The sequence below is a fragment of the Flavobacterium aestivum genome, from assembly GCF_026870175.2.
GTDB lineage: Bacteria > Bacteroidota > Bacteroidia > Flavobacteriales > Flavobacteriaceae > Flavobacterium > Flavobacterium aestivum.
In genome coordinates this window covers 1,361,149-1,382,072 of the sequence record NZ_CP113977.2, presented here as the reverse complement: position 1 = coordinate 1,382,072, position 20,924 = coordinate 1,361,149, and the positions used below count along the sequence as shown (strand labels likewise).

Annotated in this window: 16 protein-coding genes and 1 tRNA gene; 5 read left to right on the top strand and 12 right to left on the bottom strand. The window is 33.4% G+C overall.

The annotated features are described in order from the left end of the window. Positions 1-98: 98 nt before the first annotated feature. From OZP08_RS06015 to rimP, 4 genes are all read right to left on the bottom strand, one after another. Positions 99-857, bottom strand: coding sequence for a 5'-methylthioadenosine/adenosylhomocysteine nucleosidase (locus OZP08_RS06015; protein ID WP_281323225.1), 759 nt, complete (start codon positions 855-857; stop codon positions 99-101). Positions 858-1,069: 212 nt separating this feature from the next. Further along, a complete protein-coding gene (gene infB, locus OZP08_RS06010) occupies positions 1,070-3,964 on the bottom strand; it encodes a translation initiation factor IF-2 (protein ID WP_268848756.1) in 2,895 nt (964 codons plus the stop codon). A gap of 95 nt (positions 3,965-4,059) precedes the next feature. Then, complete coding sequence (gene nusA / locus OZP08_RS06005) at positions 4,060-5,313, bottom strand: transcription termination factor NusA (RefSeq protein ID WP_268848755.1); 1,254 nt, start codon at positions 5,311-5,313, stop codon at positions 4,060-4,062. Between the two features lie 13 nt (positions 5,314-5,326). Continuing rightward, entirely contained in the window at positions 5,327-5,791 is a 465-nt protein-coding gene (gene rimP / locus OZP08_RS06000; RefSeq protein WP_281323224.1) for a ribosome assembly cofactor RimP, read from the bottom strand. A gap of 152 nt (positions 5,792-5,943) precedes the next feature. Here rimP and OZP08_RS05995 point away from each other — a divergent pair, with 152 nt between their 5' ends. Continuing rightward, a complete protein-coding gene (locus OZP08_RS05995; protein WP_281323223.1) occupies positions 5,944-6,768 on the top strand; it encodes a universal stress protein in 825 nt (274 codons plus the stop codon). Between the two features lie 143 nt (positions 6,769-6,911). Here the strand turns inward: OZP08_RS05995 and OZP08_RS05990 are convergent. After that, positions 6,912-6,982 (bottom strand) — tRNA-Gln (locus OZP08_RS05990). Between the two features lie 273 nt (positions 6,983-7,255). Here OZP08_RS05990 and OZP08_RS05985 point away from each other — a divergent pair. Beyond that, positions 7,256-10,531, top strand: coding sequence for a glycosyltransferase family 117 protein (locus tag OZP08_RS05985; RefSeq protein WP_281323222.1), 3,276 nt, complete (start codon positions 7,256-7,258; stop codon positions 10,529-10,531). 84 nt (positions 10,532-10,615) lie between these two features. Next, positions 10,616-11,254, top strand: a complete 639-nt coding sequence (locus OZP08_RS05980) for a polysaccharide deacetylase family protein (RefSeq protein WP_268848753.1) — start codon at positions 10,616-10,618, stop codon at positions 11,252-11,254. 12 nt (positions 11,255-11,266) lie between these two features. On the opposite strand, the gene OZP08_RS05975 is transcribed toward OZP08_RS05980, so the two are convergent. The 6 genes from OZP08_RS05975 to OZP08_RS05950 form a co-directional block, all read right to left on the bottom strand. After that, positions 11,267-11,563, bottom strand: a complete 297-nt coding sequence (locus tag OZP08_RS05975) for a thioredoxin family protein (RefSeq protein ID WP_268848752.1) — start codon at positions 11,561-11,563, stop codon at positions 11,267-11,269. Positions 11,564-11,636: 73 nt separating this feature from the next. Further along, positions 11,637-12,872: a metallophosphoesterase gene (locus OZP08_RS05970; protein ID WP_281323221.1), complete on the bottom strand. Its 1,236-nt coding sequence runs from the start codon at positions 12,870-12,872 to the stop codon at positions 11,637-11,639. Positions 12,873-13,057: 185 nt separating this feature from the next. Beyond that, positions 13,058-13,261, bottom strand: coding sequence for a hypothetical protein (locus tag OZP08_RS05965; RefSeq protein ID WP_281323220.1), 204 nt, complete (start codon positions 13,259-13,261; stop codon positions 13,058-13,060). Between the two features lie 103 nt (positions 13,262-13,364). Then, positions 13,365-14,699, bottom strand: a complete 1,335-nt coding sequence (locus OZP08_RS05960) for a sensor histidine kinase (protein WP_281323219.1) — start codon at positions 14,697-14,699, stop codon at positions 13,365-13,367. A 105-nt stretch (positions 14,700-14,804) separates the two neighbouring features. Then, positions 14,805-15,479 carry a response regulator transcription factor gene (locus OZP08_RS05955; RefSeq protein WP_268848749.1) on the bottom strand — a complete coding sequence of 225 codons (675 nt, stop codon included), beginning with the start codon at positions 15,477-15,479 and terminating at the stop codon, positions 14,805-14,807. Between the two features lie 187 nt (positions 15,480-15,666). After that, entirely contained in the window at positions 15,667-15,864 is a 198-nt protein-coding gene (locus tag OZP08_RS05950; protein ID WP_268848748.1) for a hypothetical protein, read from the bottom strand. Positions 15,865-16,133: 269 nt separating this feature from the next. On the opposite strand from OZP08_RS05950, the gene polA reads away from it, so the two are divergent. Both polA and OZP08_RS05940 read left to right on the top strand, forming a co-directional pair. After that, complete coding sequence (gene polA, locus OZP08_RS05945) at positions 16,134-18,992, top strand: DNA polymerase I (protein WP_281323218.1); 2,859 nt, start codon at positions 16,134-16,136, stop codon at positions 18,990-18,992. Positions 18,993-19,271: 279 nt separating this feature from the next. Next, a complete protein-coding gene (locus tag OZP08_RS05940) occupies positions 19,272-19,676 on the top strand; it encodes a hypothetical protein (RefSeq protein WP_281323217.1) in 405 nt (134 codons plus the stop codon). A 96-nt stretch (positions 19,677-19,772) separates the two neighbouring features. Here the strand turns inward: OZP08_RS05940 and OZP08_RS05935 are convergent, their stop codons facing one another. Continuing rightward, a complete protein-coding gene (locus OZP08_RS05935; protein WP_281323216.1) occupies positions 19,773-20,801 on the bottom strand; it encodes a LacI family DNA-binding transcriptional regulator in 1,029 nt (342 codons plus the stop codon). Between the last annotated feature and the right edge of the window lie 123 nt (positions 20,802-20,924).

The window sequence follows — 20,924 nt, the reverse complement described above, 5'->3', positions numbered from 1 at the left end:
AAAGCTTTTTTAAAATAGCCAAAACCCAATAAAAAACCTATCAATAGGTGTTATCTACAGAAAATCTTATATATTCTAAAATCACTAGAAACTGTCTATTATTTCACTAAAGCCTTAATAATTGCAATTCCAAATCTAGAGGCAACCTGCCCAACAAACTCTTTAAAATCAACATGCGACGACTCATTTGCCGCATCCGAGATCGTTCGAATAATTACATATGGAATATTGTATTCAAAACATACTTGAGCAACCGCAGCACCCTCCATTTCAACACATAATACATCGGGAAGTAATTTCAGAAGACTTTCTTTTTCATTGTTATTAGCAAAAAACTTATCCCCACTTGCAATTTTACCCAGAAAAACTTTTGGATTTGAGATAGAAAAGTTTTCCTGTTGTTCCATTGAAATCAACTGCAACAAACTTGAACTACTTTCTAGTTTCTTCATTTCATAAAATGACCTTTCCAATAACTCTTTCGGAGGATACAATTCTACTTTACCCAATAATGGAATTTCAAATTGTTTCACTATTGGTCGCGCATCCATATCGTGTTGCACTAAACTACTCGCAACAACTATATCTCCTATTGCTAAATCCAAACTAACCGAGCCAGCAACACCTATAAAATACAACTGGGAGATCCCAAATTCTACAATTAAATGCGTAACAGTAGTTGCCGAAGCCACTTTACCCCACCTAGAAAAAACAACTACTACCTCTATATCATTTATTGTACCCACATAATAGGTACGCATTCCTTTTACAATTTCTTGCTTATCCTTAAGCAAAGAAACAATTCCGTTTATCTCTTCAGGCATCGCGCCAAGAATACCGATTCTATTAACACTCATACATGATGTTTTATTTTTATATTCAAAGCTAGGTCTCTCTTGCTTTTGAATTTTAGATTTAAATCTAATTATATAGCCAAAAACTATACAACCAAGTAACAATTAATTTTTAGCGAAACACAACAACAGACTTCATTTTACAAATCAGATTGTAATGTATAAAAAAATCCCAACGAATTGGGATTTTAAAATTTTAAAAATATTTTGAAATACTATTTTAATTTCTTTTTAATAGCTACTTCATGGTAAGCTTCAATAATATCTCTTTCTTCGATATCATTGTAGCCTTTAATTTGAATACCGCAATCATATCCTTTAGAAACTTCTTTAACATCATCTTTGAAACGTTTCAATGCAATCAGCTCACCTTCATGAACTACTACCCCATCACGGACAATTCTGATTTTTGCATTTCTAAGGATTTTACCATCCATAACCATACAACCTGCGATAGTACCAACTTTAGAAATTTTGAATAACTCTCTGATTTCAGCAGTACCAAGCACTTCTTCTTTCATTTCTGGAGCCAACATACCTTCCATCGCATCTTTCAAGTCATCGATAGCTGCATAGATAATAGAGTAATAACGTATATCAATTTCTTCCTTATCTGCCAACTGTCTAGCATTTCCTGCAGGACGAACATTAAATCCGATAATGATAGCATCTGAAGCTGAAGCCAACATAACATCAGTTTCTGTAATTGCCCCTACTCCTTTATGAATAATATTGATTTGAATCTCATCTGTAGATAATTTAGAGAACGAATCAGACAATGCCTCAACAGAACCATCCACGTCTCCTTTAAGAATAATATTCAATTCTTTAAACTGACCTAATGCTATTCTTCGTCCAATTTCATCTAATGTGATGTGACGTTGCGTACGAACTGATTGTTCACGCATTAATTGAGAACGTTTTGCCGCAATTTGTTTTGCCTCTTTTTCGTCTTCAAAAACATTGAATTTATCACCCGCAGTTGCAGCACCGTCTAGACCTAGAACTGATACTGGAGTTGAAGGACCAGCTTCTTTTACCGTATTCCCTCTTTCATCATGCATGGCTTTAATTTTACCATGATGTTTTCCAGCCAACATATAATCTCCAATTCTAAGAGTTCCTTGTTGAACTAATATAGTAGAAACATATCCTTTACCTTTATCTAAAAATGCCTCAACAACTGTTCCTTGAGCCACTTTATTTGGATTTGCTTTCAAGTCAAGAATTTCAGCTTCTAACAACACTTTTTCCAACAATTCTTTCACCCCTGTTCCCACTTTTGCAGAAATATCGTGTGATTGAATTTTTCCTCCCCAATCTTCAACAAGTAAATTCATACCTGCCAAACGCTCCTTAATCTTCTCAACATTCGCATTTGGCTTGTCAATTTTATTGATTGCAAATATAATTGGCACCCCAGCAGCTTGTGCATGAGAAATAGCTTCTTTGGTTTGTGGCATAATATCATCATCGGCAGCCACCACGATAATAGCAATATCGGTAACTTGAGCTCCACGTGCACGCATCGCTGTAAACGCTTCGTGACCAGGTGTATCTAAGAACGCTATTTTTTGACCGTTATCAAGAGTCACTCCATACGCTCCAATATGTTGCGTAATTCCTCCTGACTCACCCGCAATAACATTTTCTTTACGAATATAATCCAGTAAAGATGTTTTACCGTGGTCAACGTGCCCCATTACGGTAACGATAGGCGCTCTTGTAACTAAATCTTCTTCTTTATCTTCTACAACTTGAATTGCTTCTTCAATATCAACTGTGATAAACTCAACTTCATAACCAAACTCATCGGCAACAATAGTTAATGTTTCTGCATCAAGTCTTTGATTCATGGTAACCATGATCCCTAACGACATACACGTTCCAATTACTTTTGTAATTGGCACATCCATCATAATTGCAATTTCACCTACAGTAACAAATTCAGTAACTTTTATCGTTTTACTTCCTTCGTCTAAAGCTCTTTGCTCATCATCGGATTTCTGACGGTGTGTATCTCTTTTATCTCTTCTATATTTTGCCGCTTTAGATTTACCTCCTTTACCTTGAAGTTTCTCAAGAGTTTCACGGATTTGGTTTTTAACTTCCTCTTCTGTTGGCTCAACTTTTGCTACAATAGCCGGTCTGTTTCCTTTAACGAAACCAGGTCTTGCACTTCTGTTTGCATTAAAACCACCACCAGTTGTATTTGGAGTAATCTTATTAGGATTTGGTGCTCCAGGAACTGCAGGCGGTCTAGGCGCACCTGGCTTTGGAGCAATTCTTTTGCGTTTATTTTTATTTGCACTATTAGCTCCTGCTGCACCTGGTGTACCTGGTTTATTAGGAGTAATTTTTGGCTCTTCTTTTTTCTTCTTAGGCTTATTAAATTGAGATAAATCAATAACTTGACCAGTCAAAGTTGCTCCAGTAAGTTTTTGATACTGAGTAGTGATAGATTCCTCTGCAGGAGTTTCATCAGCAGGAGTTTCTGCTTTTTTATCAGAGACAACTACTGGTTTTTCAACTTTACTAACCTCTTTTTCTTCTGAAACAGGCTTTTCAGCAATCGGTTTATCTACTGAAGGCTCTTTAGCTATTGGTTTTTCAACAGGCGTCTCTTTCTGAATAACTTCTTTTTGAACAACTTCTTTTTGAACAGGCTTTTCTTCTTGAATTACGTCTTTAGGAGCAATCTCTTTCTCAGCAATAACGGGAGCAGGAGCTACAGCAGGTTTCTTAGGATTAAGATCAATTTTTCCAACTTGAACAGGACCTGACAAAACAGCTCTTGCTTTGATAACTTCCTGTTGTTTCAGTCGGTCTTCCTCAAGTTTGCGTTTATCTTCAACTTCTTTTTCTCGCTCAACACGCAAAGCTTCTTTTTCTTTCCTTTTCTCTTCCCCTACTTCTTTTGAAGCTTCTTTATTCCCCTTGTCGCCTGCAAACTGACTTTGTAGGATATTAAATTCCTGGTCAGAAATTTTAGCGTTTGGATTTGCTTCAATAGCAATTCCCTTATCTTTTAGATAATCCACAGCTCTTTCTAACGAAATATTTAATTCCCTTAAAACCTTGTTTATTCTAATAATTCTCTCTTCAGACATAAAATCTTTTTAATATTACCTTATTCGTTGTTCTGCTTTGTATTTTCTTCAAATATATAACAGAAATTTATTTTAAGCGAGGAATTAATAGTTAACTAACTATCAAATTCTTCCTTCAATATTCTAATTACATCTAGAATTGTTTCTTCTTCTAGATCAGTTCTTCTAACTAAATCTTCAACATCTTGGTTTAAAATACTTCTTGCTGTATCCAAACCAATTTTTGCAAATTCTTCAATTACCCATTCTTCTATCTCGTCTGAAAACTCTGTTAATTCAACATCATCATCATCAGATATAGAACCAGCAACATCTCCTTCACGAATAACATCTAACTCGTACCCGGTTAATTGCCCTGCCAATCTAATATTATGTCCGCCTCTACCGATTGCTTTTGAAACTTCTTCTAATTTCAAAAACACTTCTGCTCTTTTCGTTTCTTCATTAATTTTGATAGATGAAACTTTCGCAGGGCTCAACGCTCTTGTAATATACAACTGAATATTATTTGTATAATTAATTACATCAATATTCTCATTTCCTAACTCACGAACAATTCCGTGAATACGAGAACCTTTCATTCCTACACAAGCTCCTACTGGATCAATTCTGTCATCATAAGAATCTACGGCTACTTTTGCTTTTTCACCAGGAATTCTCACTACATTTTTAACCATAATTAAACCGTCAAAAACTTCAGGAATTTCTTGTTCAAATAATTTTTCCAAGAACTTTTCAGAAGTTCTAGACATTATAATCTGAGGTTTATTACCTTTTAGCTCAACACTTTCAATTATTCCTCTAACATTATCTCCTTTACGGAAGAAATCCGAAGGTATTTGTTTTTCTTTTGGCAAAACAATCTCATTTCCTTCATCATCAACCAAAATAACCACTCTAGGACGTACGTGATGCACTTCTGCAGTGTAAATATCGCCAATAATATCTTTAAATTGCTTATAAAGATTAGTATTATCGTGTTCGTGTATTTTAGATATTAAATTTTGGCGTAAAGCTAATATTGCTCTTCTTCCTAAATCTATTAATTTCACTTCCTCAGAAACTTCTTCACCAATTTCAAAATCAGATTCAATTTTTCTTGCTTCAGTAAGCGTTATTTCTTCATTTTCAAAATCCAAATCCTCGTCAGCAACGATTACTCTTCTTCTCCATATCTCCATATCTCCTTTATCAGGATTTATAATGATATCGAAATTATCATCTGAACCGTATTTTTTCTTCAATGCATTTCTAAATACATCTTCCAAAATTGCCATAAGCGTTACACGATCAATAAGTTTATCATCTTTAAACTCTGAAAATGAATCGATTAATGCTAAATTTTCCATGCGAATTCTTTAATTAAAATGTTACTGTAACAATTGCTTCTTTAATATCTGTGTAAGGAATTTGTAATTCTTTTTGAACTGTTTCTTTTCCTTTACCTATTTTTTTGGCTTCTCTAGCTTTCCAAGACAAAATTATAAAAAGATCATTAGCTTCAACTAATTCTGCTTCAATATTTTCTGTTGCAGTCTTAACGATTAACGTTCTTCCTATATTTTTTTTGTATTGTCTGATCAACTTTAATGGCGAACCTACACCAACTGATGCTACTTCTAAAGAGAAATCTTGCTCTTCTCTGTCTAAGTTGCCCTCTACAGCACGACTAATATCAATACAGTCTTGCAAAATCACTCCATTATCTCCATCAACACCTATGATAATCTTAAAAGCATCCGTAATGGTGAGATCAATTAAAAAAATCGATGGCTTTTCCAGAAGCGCTTCTTCTAATGCCGCTAATACTTTTTCTTTGAATGTCATATCTTTATAAAAAGAGGGGACTAACGTCCCCTCATTATTCAAGTTTTAATAAATAACGGTGCAAATATAGTGTTTTTTTATAAATCAAAAAAAATTGATTACTATTAAAAAAAATTATATCTTTAAAGTATCTATAAAAAACCAAAACTACTATGAAAAGAATACTAATTCCCACCGACTTTTCTAAATACGCTGACCTAGCCATTGAAGCTGGTGCCCAAATCGCCAAAAAAAACAATGCAGAGATTATTTTAATACACATGCTAGAGTTACCCGGACAATCAAATGATGCGATAACTGGCGAAACAAGTATACCAGCAATCATGCTTTTCAAAAAAAAAGCAGAAGAAATCCTAAAAAGCATTAAAAACCGTCCTTATCTAAAAGGAATCCCTATTACAGAAGTGGTTCAGCTAGACAACGCCTATAGCGGAATAGCCTCATATTCCAACAGCAATAACATCGATCTAATAATCATGGGATCTCATGGAAGTTCCGGATTTGAGGAAATATTTATAGGAACCAACACCGAAAAAGTAGTACGCCTTTCTAATGTTCCTGTTTTAATCATCAAAAATGAAGTTGACGATCTAAACATTCAAAAAATAGTTTTCGCATCAGATTTCTCAAAAGAAATAAAAAAACCTTTTCATGAATTACTCAAATTTGTAAAGCTTTTTAACGCAAAGTTAAAATTAGTAATGATCTGTACTCCTAACAGTTTCAAAAGCACCTCTGCCGCCGAAAAAATAATGAAAGATTTCGTAGCCGATTTCGATATGCCAGAACATACTATGGAAATCTACAATGATACAAATATAGAGAAAGGAATAACCAATTATGCCAATGCAAAAAATGCTGACTTAATAGCTTTATGCACACACGGAAGAACCGCTTTAATACACTTCTTTAACGGAAGCATCTCTGAAGACTTAGTGAATCACACTTCAAGACCCGTAGTCACATTTAAAATTTAAACCTATTTTTAGCAAAATAAAAAAGAAGCCGTCCATTGAGACGGTTTTTTTGTTTCATAATCAAGAAACACTCGAATATACCCTGAAATCAATTCTTGAATTAAGAGCATAAAAAAAGCCCTTCATTTCTGAAGGGCTTTCCGTTGGTCTACTAGGACTCGAACCTAGAAAGACTGCACCAAAAACAGTTGTGTTACCATTACACCATAGACCAATTCCGTTTTGCTTAGCTACTGTTGTTTTGCTTAGCGAGTGCAAATTTAGAACAAAATTCAGTTTACACAAATTTTTTTCGTGTTTTTATTTAAAAAAAATGAAAATAATTTCCTTTTCAAAAATCAAAACCATCTAAAATACTAACAAACAAAATGTTATCAAAACTGAATTCTTTTAGATAAAATTATAATAATGGAGTCAAACATTAAAAAAAAAAACATTTTCTTTGTAACACAAAATATAAATACAAAAAAACACAGAAAACTACTATATGGCATCTTTCAATTTCAATAAATGGAATACGATTACAGGTTGGTTTGCATTTTCAATCGCATTAATTACCTACACTCTTACTGTTGAACCTACCATGAGTTTTTGGGATTGTGGAGAATACATAGCTACAGCAGCAAAACTAGAAGTTGGACATCCACCCGGAGCACCACTATTCCAAATGATTGGAGCCTTTTTCGCAATGTTTGCCATAGACAAAGAACATATTGCATTAATGGTAAACATGACCTCTGTATTTTCAAGTGCTTTTACCATTCTATTTATGTTTTGGTCTTCTTCAATGCTTTTGAAGAAAATAATATCTCAATACACTGAAATAAACAAAGACAATTCTATTGTTATTCTTGGTAGCTCATTAGTTGGGTCATTGGCATACACTTTTTCAGACAGCTTTTGGTTTAATGCCGTGGAAGCCGAAGTATACGCAATGGCATCTTTACTGATATCACTGCTTTTTTGGTTAGGGCTACGTTGGGAACAAGAAATGAACACCCCAAGAGGAGACAAATGGCTTATATTAATTTCACTAGTAGTTGGACTGTCATTTGGTGTTCACTTTATGGCCTTATTAACTATTCCTGCAATTGGTTTCCTTTATTATTTTAAAAACTACAAAGTAGTAACAGTCAAAAACTTCATCATTGCTAATATTGTAGTTGTTTCTGTTTTACTTTTCATCTTTAAGTTATTACTCCCATTAACAATGGCATTCTTTGGTAAAACCGAAGTTTTTATGGTTAATTCTATGGGATTACCTTTTAACTCAGGAACCATTTTTGTTACATTGCTACTTATTGCATTCTTTTATTTTGGATTGAAATATACTCGCAAGAAAAATCTAGTTCAGTACAATACACTTATTTTATGTATTTTATTTATTCTAATTGGATTTTCAACTTGGTTAATGTTACCAATACGTGCCAATTCTAACACTGTAATTAACGAAAACAAACCATCGGATGCTGCCGAAGTTCTTGCCTACTATAATAGAGAACAATACGGTGTAAACCCTTTGTTCTACGGACCTCAATATACAGAGAAGTTTGCAGGACTAGATCCAAACAATCCATACATGGACAAAGCTCCTAACTATGAGAGAGACTACAAAACTGGCAAATACGTCATTGTAAACAATTATAAAAACGCAGAACAAAATAGTGACGACAATCAAAAAACTATTTTGCCAAGGATGTGGAGTACCGATCATATAGAAAACTACATCAATTTTACAAACCCACCAGCATTTAGAATGAATCCTGACTATCCGTATGAAGAGGATTTAGCAAAATATGGATTGGATCCAAATCAATTAAGCGAAGAAGATTACAACAAAGCTATCGCTCAGTTAAAAAACGAAACTGAAAAAACCATAGCCGAGTTTAGACAAGCTTACGCTCAAAAACAAATTGACAATGAAGGCTATGTTTCTTTCCTAAAACACTACGGAGACTACTTAATCATTGAAAAACCTACTACTGCAGACAATTTTAGCTTTATGCTTGAATACCAATTTGGTTACATGTATTGGAGGTATTTAATGTGGAATTTTGTAGGAAGACAAAACGATGAGCAAGGAAGATATGACTACTTAGACGGAAACTGGATAAGCGGAATTTCATTTATTGACAGCATGCATCTAGGTTCTCAAGACAATTTACCTTCAGATGTATTGAATAACAAAGGGCGTAATGTATATTTCTTTTTGCCTTTTATATTAGGCCTTATAGGTATTATGTATCATGCTACCAAAGACAGAAAAAGCTTTTACGTTTTACTGACTCTTTTCCTCTTTATGGGAATTGCCTTAAAAATATACTTAAACGAAAGACCTTTTGAACCACGTGAAAGAGATTATGCTTTAGTAGGCTCTTTCTATGTTTTTGCTATCTGGATTGGTTTTGGAGTTTATGCACTATATGAAAGCTTACAAAAATACCTTGCTCCAAAAATTGCAGGTCCAGCACTTATAGCAGCTAGCTTATTAGCAGCTCCAGTACTTATGGCATCTCAAAACTGGGATGATCATGATCGTTCAGGAAAATATACTGCTACTGCAATGGCAAAAGCGTATTTAGAATCATGCGATCCTAACGCAATTTTATTCACCATAGGGGATAATGATACTTTCCCATTATGGTATGCACAAGAAATAGAAGGCATTCGTACCGATATAAAAATTGTAAATACAAGCCTTTTCATGACGGATTGGTACATTGACCAAATGAAAAGAAAAGCATACGAATCTGCACCGCTACCAATTTCATTTACACATGATGAATATGTTGGGGACAAACTAGATTACGTTGCCCATATTCCTAAAACAGAAAGTCGTTGGGATATAAAAGATTTTATTGAATTTATAAAAAACCCAAAATCAACTGTAGAAATGCAGAATGGACAAACCATTCATTTCTACCCAACTGATAAAATTAAATTCCCAATTGATAAAGCCAATATTATTAAAAACAAAGTAGTAGATCCTAAATTAAATGACTCTATTGTTTCCAGCATTGATATTGACATAAAAGGAAATGCATTATACAAAAACAGATTAATGATGTTAGACCTTATAGCTAACAACAACTGGAAAAGACCTGTTTACTTTAGTGGTGGAGCTTTTGATGATGAAGATTACTTATGGATGAAAGAATACCTTCAGTTAGAAGGAATGGTTTACAAATTGGTTCCGGTAAAAACCAAGTTACCTGAAGATTCAAGCCAAATGGATATGGGAAGAATTGACACTGAAAACATGTATGCCAAAGTAATGAAATGGGATTGGGGCAACAGCGAAAGTGACAAGATTTATCACGACCCAGAAACAAGAAGAGAAAGCTTAACATACAGAATGAATCTTTCTCGCTTGATGGACCAACTAGTTACAGAAGGAAAAATAGACAAAGCCAAAAACATCATTGAGTTGGCTATGACAAAAATGCCTTTGGATAAATTTGGATACTACTCTTTAGTTGAACCTTTCGCGAAAGGGTATTATGAAGTAGGAGAAAAAAATAAAGCTCATAATTTACTTGAAAAACTTATTGGCAAATACACCGATAATCTTAATTATTATGCCAAATTAAATCCATCTGAGCAATCAAGCATTGGAATAGAAATTATCACTAACCTTGAGCGTTACAGAGGATTGTTAGAAGTCATGAAAGAAAGTGGAGATACTGAGTATTACAACAAAAGCAAAAAAACTTTTAATACTTATATCGAAATATTTGCTCGCTTTGGGCGCAAAAAAGAATAACATCAATTGAATTCATGAAATGTAGTGCTAATAAAAAGGCACTACATTTTTTGTTTAAACCAAGTTTAATTACACTATTGAAAGATGAATTTCTATTGGATTAAAACAAATTCGCTCATCAAAAGAATTTTCCACAACTATATTTGGGACATTCCTAATATGGAGAATAAAATCTATTTGACTTTTGATGATGGTCCAACACCTGAAATCACCTCTTGGGTATTAGACATACTAAAAGAGCATCAAATAAAAGCTACTTTTTTCTGTATTGGAAAAAACATCGAGAAAAATCCAGCTCTTTTTAATAGAATCATAGATAACGGACATACAATAGGAAATCACACCTACAATCATCGCAACGGATGGAAAACTTCAATTGAAGAATATTTAGAAAACATCAACTTGTGCAAGTTTGAAATCTCAAAAATTTTAAATCTACCCTCCCTTCTATTTCGTCCGCCTTATGGCAAAATAAAAACTACGCAGTCCAAAAAACTACGCCAATTAGGATACAAAATAATTATGTGGGATGTTCTTAGTGCCGATTTCGACCAAAGCATTACTCCAGAAAAATGTTTAGAGAATGTATTACAAAATACACGATCAGGAAGTGTAATTGTTTTTCACGATAGTATAAAAGCATACAAAAACTTAGAATACACACTACCCAAGTCCATAGCAATACTAAAACAAAAAGGATTTGAATTTGATATAATTCGATAAGAGGGTGTTGAATTAGATCTGCTCTTGAACTATTCCAATAATAGTATTGGCATCTAGTTCTCCAGATTGCCTCCAAACCATTAGCCCTTCTTTATAAATCATCAATGTAGGAAGACCTTTGATACGTAGAGCATCGGCTAGTTCTTGATTTTTATCTACATCTATTTTTACCACCTTCACTTTATCACCAAGTGCTGCAGCTACATCTTTAATAACGGGATGCATTGATACTGAAGGTTCGTTCCAATCTGTGTAAAAATCTATTAACACAGGAACTTGAGCGTTTATAAGTTCTCCAAATTTTGACATAAAACCAAAATATTTAATTTCTAATACTTTTCGAAAAGAGATATTATCTTGCAAATTTAGCATTTAAAACTAATTATGCTAATTTTTCACCCTTTATTAGTTTAACAACTGTTATTTCAGGCATAATTCCTACCCGACCTGGGTAAGCATGAAAACCAAATCCTCGGTTCACATACACATATCTGCCTGCGTTTTCATATAATCCTGCCCATTGTTTATACACATATTGTGCCAAACTCCATTTGAAATAACCTGGAATTTCTATCCCAAATTGCATTCCGTGTGTATGTCCGGATAAAGTTAGATGAAAATTCTTTTCATCGTGTTGAACTACATGATCCCAATGACTTGGATCATGACTCATTAAGATTTTAAAATCCTCTTTGGCTAAATGCTGAGAAGCTTTTTTCAAATCACCAGCTTTCTTGAAATTATGTCCCCAATTTTCTACACCTACTAAAGCAATCTTATCGCCATCTTTTTCGATGAATGTATGTTCGTTCAATAATAATGTAAACCCAATTTGACCATATAAACTCTTTATGGCGTCAAAATTTTCTTCTTTTGCCTTATCCGTTGGCCAAGTTACATATTCACCATAATCGTGATTTCCCAGAACCGAAAATTTACCATACTTGTGTTTCTTAATTCTGTTAAAAGTCTCAATCCAAGGATGCATCTCTTTGGCATGAGTATTAACAATATCACCGGTAAACAAAATCATATCCGAATTTTGTTCATTTACTAAATCAATAGCGTAGTTAATTTTTTCGTGATTATCAAAACTACCACTATGAACATCCGAAATTTGAGTAATGGTAAAACCATCAAACGCATCTGGCAAATCCGGAAAATATATTGCTTGCTTTATAACTTTATAATTATATCTCCCCTCAAATATTCCATATATCAAAGATAAAAAAGGAATCGAAGCCAATCCTAAACCTATTTGACTAACAAATTTACGCCTGGAAGGTAAAAAATCAGTATTACTATTATTATCAATAAAATAATTAATTGCTCCAGCTGTCAATCTAAACACATCTTCTCCCAAAAGAATTACTGTCATTACAATTTTAGGAAGATAAACAACCAGCAACAAGCCCATTGTAAACATAGTTTGCTTGGTTTGCCCAACCGAACGGTCGAATTGCGTGAAAGAATAAAGGATAAATACAAAAAGAAAGAGACTTATTATTTGATATGAAATCAGTGCCCATCTTAATTTAATTAAAGTTTTAACAGCCTGAAAGGCATAAAGCTCAATAACAAAAAGAATGGCACCTATAAGGAATAAACGTAAGATCATTATTTTATAAATTTTATACAAAGTAACAAAAGTAACAACTATTGAAAATGCTTACTACTCATATTATCATAATTTTAACGCAAAAAAAGGGGAGCAAATTTCTTTGTCTCCCCTTTTCACCTATTAAAACCAACTTATAACATCACTAGAAATATTCCATAAAATATTCACTCACTAAGGATTGATTATTTTTTTGGTGCTGCACTCTCTGTAGTAGTAGCCATTTTGTTAGCTTCTGCTTTGTGCGCTTCTGATTTATGTGTTTTTTTTGCTTCTTTTTTAGTAGCTTTTACTTCTTTGGCTGGTTTAGTTTGAGTTGGTGCAGTTTGAGCACTCATCATAACTGTTGTACCTAAAGCTACTGCCAATACCATCAATAATTTTCTCATGATTTTAAGTTTTTAAATTAATAATTAGTTTATTAATAAGTCAAATTTATTCATGAAAAATGAAGATTAGATGAAGTTCTGGGCTTCTATAAAAAATTAACTTTTAATTGGGTTTTGACTCATTTGGAAATATCAAAAGAAAAGTAGTTCCAACGTTTATTTCCGATTTTATCTCAATGGCAATATGATGAAACTGAGCGATACTTTCAACAATTGCAAGCCCCAACCCTTGTCCTTCCTGATCAGAGCTTACTCTGGCAAATCGCTTGAAGACATTTTGCTGTTGCTTCTCATTCATCCCGATACCCGAATCTGAAACTGACAAAAAATATTTTCCTTGCATATAACCGTCATTAATTTCTATTGTACCCAATGGCTTATTGTATTTAATAGCATTGACAATTAAATTATAAAAAAGAATATGCATCAGTGTTGCATTTCCTCTGAATTTAAAATGATGCTCCAAATTTTTATTAAAAGATAATTCCTTGTCTTCAATTCTGTCTTGCAGATCGGTTAGTAAATCTGTGATTATAGCATCAAAATCAATTACTTCATTTGCTTCATATTGGTTGTTTTCGATTTTTGAAATCAACAACAAATTGGCAATTACCTTTTTCAACAAATCTAATGTACTCAGTGAACCCACAATTTTATCTACTGCTTCATCATCCAAAGATTCGTTTTGAAGTAAATTTTCGAATTTGTTTTTCAATAATGCAATGGGAGTCAATAATTCATGGGAAACATTGGCAATAAATTGTTTCTCTTTTTTAAACAACTCCGTGATTCTGTCCATCATCTGATTTAAAACCGTATCCAATTCCTCAAAATCCGTAGAATGTGCTTTAATTGGAGTGTGGTCAAAAGCTTCAGGTTCGTTTACATGACGAATTTTAGTATCAATGATTTTATAAAAAGGCTTTAATAAATATTCGATATAAAAAGTATCCGCCAGAAAAGTAATGACAACAATTATAATTAATACAATTATGAAAAAAAGCCGAATTACAAAAGTAAGGTCATTAATTTCACTTAAACTGTTTCCTATCTCCAAAAGGTAGTTTGTGTTTTCATATTTAAAATAATATTGAAGAATTCTATAATCATTACGCTCTTCTTCAATTATTCTTGGTTCTGTGACAAAAAGGGTTTGGTTTATTTTGTTGTTAGAAGGCTCTCTTGATAGCTGAAGAAATTCGCTATGCAAAGTTGAAAAACTGGCGTAAGTCTCGGAAGTATCATTTCGGACAATAAAATCATTTATTTCTTCCTTGTCCAAGTGCTCAATGAACTTTTGCTTTTTCTCCAGCAAACTTTTATTCATGTGACTATAAACCACTTTTTCGACCAAAACAGGAAGCATTAGCCATAAAACTAAAACCAGCAACAAACGTGATAATGCATTAAAAATAGCCAGCTGATGTTTAATTTTCATGTCCTATATAGTTATGAGTTTTGAATTATGAGTTATGAGTTTTCAGTTATACATTTCCCCAATTGCTTTTTTGCATATTGCCTAAAGCTTATTGCTTATAGCCAATTAAACATTTATCCTATACCCTACATTTCTAACGGTTTCAAACCATTCAATTGGCGAATGCTTATCTAATTTTTTTCTTAGATTTCGAACATGAACATCTATAAAATTAGAATCAGAATTTACTTCCAGAATATCACCCCAAATATGCTCGGTCAATTGCAAACGGGTTATTACCCGATTTTTGTTTAAGACTAAATACTGAAAAATATCAAACTCTTTTTTGGTTAGATTTATTGGAACCTCATTATAACTCACTTTGTAATCCTGTAATTGCAAACTAAACCCATGAATATCCAACTGATTGACAGTATAACCGTGCATTCTGCGAATAATGGCAAACAAACGAGCACCTAATTCTGTCAAAGCAAAAGGTTTTGTCAAATAATCATCGGCGCCAAGTTGCAATCCGTTTATTCTGTCTTCTAATTCTCCTTGGGCTGTAATAATGATTACTGCAACTTTAGAATCGGTTTTGCGAATGTTCTTTAAAACATCAAAACCACTTCCATCAGGTAGCCCTAAATCCAAAAGCATGATATCGTAATCATTACTATTGATTTCCTCCAATGCCTCTTCGCAATTCTTTGAAATTTTACAGATATAGCCATTGCCGGAAAGATATTCTTTCACTTCCAGAGCCAACTCGGGATTATCTTCAACGATAAGAATTTTCATAAATGATTATAATTTAAAAAACACTCTATGTAACAACTAATTAAAAATTAAAACACATTACGTCATTAAAGTTTAACGTATCTAAAATACAAAAAAAGCCAGTAAATTTCTCCACTGGCTTTCACAAAAACAATTAACCCTTTTGTTTTGCGTCAATCCTCATATGCAATCAAAACAGAAACATCAATTATTTTTTGGCTTTTGCTGTTTCAGCTTTTGGAGCTTCACTTTTTTCTGCTTTTGCTTTTTTGTTAGATTTATGTTTAGGGTGTTTTGTCATTTTAATTTCTTTTACAGAAGTTGATTTTACATCTTTTGCAGGAAATGCATGAACCATTGCACTTGTACCTAAAACTGCTACTAATAACATCAATAAATTTCTCATGATTTCTAAAATTTAAAATTAATATCTTTTTATTTTACAGATCAAAATTACTTTCGCAAAATGAAGAGAAAATGAAGAAAACTTACATCTTAATTTTTTTAACTTTAGATTAACGATTTACAACAAATATTGGTTTCTAAACAATAATTACTAAAGAAGTTTGGCAATATTAATATCATAAATCACTTATAAGTTCAATCAAATTAATTTTAAGAACCGAATCATTTTTAAAACCCAATTGTTTATTTTTACAGACTAATATTATTTTTATGTCAACCCAAAAAAGACTTTTTCTACTCGACGCATACGCGCTTATCTTTCGCGGCTATTTCGCCTTTATAAAAAACCCAAGAATCAATTCCAAAGGAATGGACACATCCGCCATTATGGGATTTATGAATGCCTTGATGGATGTTATCAAAAGAGAGAAACCCGACCATTTAGCAGTAGCATTCGATAAAGGTGGAAGCACCTATCGCTACGAAATGTACCAAGAATACAAAGCCAATCGTGACGAAACCCCAGAGGCCATAAAAATAGCCGTTCCTTATATTCAGGAATTATTAAAAGCAATGCACATTCCTATTATCGAAGTTCCGGGTTTTGAGGCCGATGACTTAATAGGAACTTTGGCCAAACAGGCAGAAAAAGAAGATTACAAAGTTTTTATGGTAACTCCAGATAAGGATTTTGCACAATTGGTTTCCGAAAATATTTTTATGTACAAACCTGCAAGAATGGGGAACGACATAGAAATATGGGGAATCCCAGAAGTTTTAGAAAAATTCGAAATAGAACGCCCAGAACAAGTAATCGACTATTTGGGAATGATGGGGGATGCTGCCGATAACATACCGGGCTTACCAGGTGTTGGAGAAAAAACAGCCAAAAAACTACTTAAGGAATTTGGTTCGATGGAAAACCTTTTGGCTAATACTGACAAACTAAAAGGCGCGATGAAAGAAAAAATTGAAGCTAATGCCGACAAAGGAATTTTGTCTAAAAAATTAGCCGCTATTTTGCTCGATTGCCCAGTTCAATTTAATGCAAGTGACTACGAATTATCTAAACCAGATGTTGAAAAAACAGACGAATTATTCCAAGAATTGGAATTTCGCCAAATGAAAGCTCAGTTTGATAAATTCTTTGGAACCGGAAAAGAATATGACGAGATTGAAACGAACGGAAATGGAACTTCTGACCAATCTCAACCAGCTAAAAAAGCTCCCTCTAAGAAATCTAATGAAGACCAATTTGATTTATTTGGATTTTCGGATGAAGAAACTGGCGAGGTAAAATCAAGTTCGCATTATGCCACTTTAGAAAACACAGAACATTTTTACCAAACAATTCAAGGTGATTTTGCCGTAAAATTGTTGTTGCAAAATCTACTCAATCAAACTTCCGTATGCTTTGACACTGAAACTACCGGAATTGATGCCTTGAATGCTGAACTGGTTGGAATGTCATTTTCTTTCGAAAAAGGGAAAGCCTTTTATGTTCCGTTTCCTGAAAACCAGGAAGAGGCTCAAATTTTAGCTGACAAATTCAAAGCTTTCTTTGAAAATGAGAACATCGAAAAAATTGGTCAAAACGTAAAATACGATTTAAAAATTCTTTCGAATTATGGTATCCAAATAAAAGGAAAACTATTCGATACAATGATTGCGCATTATTTAATCAATCCTGATATGCGTCATAATATGGATGTGTTGTCTGAAACCTATTTGAAATATTCGCCAAAATCCATCGAAGATTTAATTGGCAAAAAAGGAAAAGGTCAAAAATCAATGCGTGAGGTAGCCTTAGAAGATATCAAAGAATATGCTGCCGAAGACGCAGACGTCACCTATCAGTTGAAGCAAAATTTCAGCCCGATTCTCGACAAAGCCGAAACCAAAAAACTATTTGACGAAATCGAAATTCCATTAATACCTGTTTTAGCCGCAATGGAATTAGAAGGAATCAATCTTGATGTTCCTTTCTTAAAATCGATGTCTGTTGAAATGGCAACCGAAAGTAATGCACTGGAACAAAAAATCTACGAAACTGCAGGCGAGAAATTTAACTTGGCTTCACCAAAACAACTGGGTGATATTTTATTCGAAAAATTAAAAATTGGCGGAACCAAACAAAAGAAAACTAAAACCGGCCAATACGCCACTGGCGAAGAAGTTTTGTCTTATCTAGCCAATGACAATGAAATTGTTCGTGACATCCTCGAATGGAGACAAATGGTAAAATTACAAAGCACTTATATTGATGCATTGCCTACCCAAGTTGATTCAAAAACAGGACGTGTCCACACAGATTATATGCAAACTGTTGCCGCGACGGGGCGTTTAAGTTCAAACAATCCGAATTTACAAAACATTCCGATTCGTACCGAAAGAGGCCGATTGATCCGAAAAGCATTTATTGCCCGTGATGAAAATTACACCTTGGTTTCTGCGGATTATTCGCAAATAGAATTACGAATTATTGCCGCTCTGTCTGGTGAAGAAAATATGATCAAAGCTTTCCAAAACAAAGAAGACATTCACAGAAGTACAGCTGCAAAAGTTTTTCATGTTTCGTTAGAAGAAGTTACAAAAGAGCAACGTAGTAATGCTAAAACAGTGAATTTTGGAATTATCTATGGTGTTTCGGCTTTTGGTTTAAGTAATCAAACGTCGCTTTCAAGAAAAGAAAGTGCCGAGTTAATCGATGCTTATTATGCAACTTATCCTAAGCTAAAATCATATATGTCTAATCAAGTGGATTTTGCCAGAAAAAATGGCTATGTCCAAACCATATCAGGCCGTCGCCGTTATTTGAAAGACATCAATTCGGCCAATGCTGTTGTCCGTAGTGCTGCAGAAAGAAATGCTGTGAATGCTCCAATTCAAGGAAGCGCCGCCGATATTATAAAAATTGCAATGATTAACATTCACAAGAAACTCACCTCAGAAAACTGGAAAAGCAAAATGCTATTACAGGTTCATGATGAGCTTGTGTTCGATGTTCATAATTCTGAACTCGAAAAAATCCAGCCAATGATTAAACACGAAATGGAAAATGCCTTTGCAATGGCTGTTCCGTTGGATGTAGAAATAGGCTCAGGAAAAGATTGGTTAGAAGCACATTGATTTTAATCTACTATCTCTAGTTTTTAATACTCAGTTAAAACAGGAATCATTATGGCTATTCGCTAAACATGATTCCTGTTTTTTTTAAGACAATTCAACTTTTTTTGTGGAAAGCAAAAACATTATAAACAAAGCTCTACAAAAGAAATCACGGAGAACTAAACCAAATACTATAACCAAAACCCAACATCATCTAAATTCTCTTATAAAAAATAAAAACTAATTCATTACCTTTAATCTTTTGATTACTAATACTTTTTATCAACCAAAAAAATTATTATGAGAAAAACTATCAAAACCATTATTTTATTTTTTGTGTTTTTTATCGGAGTAGGTACATGTGTCGTTAATGCACAAAACCCGCCGGCTCACGCAAAAGCTCACGGAGTGAAAAAGAAATACAGATATTATCCGGAAGCCAATGTATATTTTGACCCGATAGTCAAGAGATACACCTACTTTACAGCTGGCAGATGGACTACAGTAGTCAATTTACCTACTTCTATACATTTAGTAGGAAGCTATAATGACTTTGATTTTGAGGGAGACGATCCTTGGAAAGAAAATTCTAAGCACAAAGAGAAATACAAAGTAGCCAAACCTGCAAAAAACAATGATGATAAAAAAAGTGAAAAAGCATACAATTCGAACAATGGAAATGGAGGGAAAAAGAACAAAAAATAATTTTTAGATAAGCACTCACTTTTAAACATAAAAAAAGGCAATCAGATTTTTTCTTGATTGCCTTTTTTATGTTTAAGTTCTATATTTTTAGACTCTTTACACTCTTCCGGTAGATTCTCTTTCTTTAAGCTTTGTTCTAATCACTAACGTTTCATACGGACTTTCCTCCTCTTCTTCAGACTCCAATCTTTTGATGAGTAATTTTGCGGCTACTTCTCCAATTTCAACACCGTGTTGACTTACTGTAGTCAAACTAGGCGACAAACGTCTAGAAGCTAGGATACCATCAGCAAAACCAATAATTTTAAGATCCTTTGGAATTTTATATCCTTTTTTGACTCCTATTTTTAGCGCGGCAACCGAATCATTCTCATCCAAAGCAAAAACACCATCAACAAGATTATTGGAATAAACTTCCTCTATTTGTTCCTTTAAATCAAGTTCTGTATCCGTACGTACAATAATGTTTTCATTTACTGTAATATTATTATCTTTCAAAGCTTTAAAATAACCATCAGCTCTTAACTTACCAACACTTAAATTATCTATCGAAGAAAACATCGCGATATTCTTGCATCCTAAATCGATCAAATGCTGAGTAGCATTTAACCCTGAATCAAAATCATCTACAATAACCTTGTCACACTCAACCTCGTCTGTTGTCCTGTCAAACATTACAATAGGAGTACCATCAACAATAGTATGTTTAAAATGATTGTAATCTTCTAACTTCTGAGCTTCTTCGGAAATTGACAATATAAATCCATCAATAGTACCATTACTCAACATCTCTAAGGTATGCGCTTCTTTTTCGATCGACTCATTAGAGATACACATAATTACATTGTATCCTTTTTTATCAGCCACTTTTTCTATTCCACTAAATACTTTTGCAAAAAAAGAGTTTAAAATATTAGGAATAATTACTCCAATGGTTTTGGTTTTTCTGTTTTTTAGATTCAATCCGATAACATTGGGTTTGTAATTTTTTAGTTTTGCATATTCTTTAATTCTAATTTTTGTTTGTTCACTAATCTCGGGACTGTCATTAAGTGCTTTAGAAACGGTAGATACTGAAACATTAAGTTCTTTCGCAATTTGTTTTAATGTAGCCTTTGCTTTCATTGGAATTTAGAATTTAGGTGGTATTTTAGAAACTTTAAAATAAAAAAATTAGGATTTTTCAATACTTAGCTTCATTATTGTAAAAAAAGCAATAAAAAATCAAGTATTTAAACTGATAAAAGC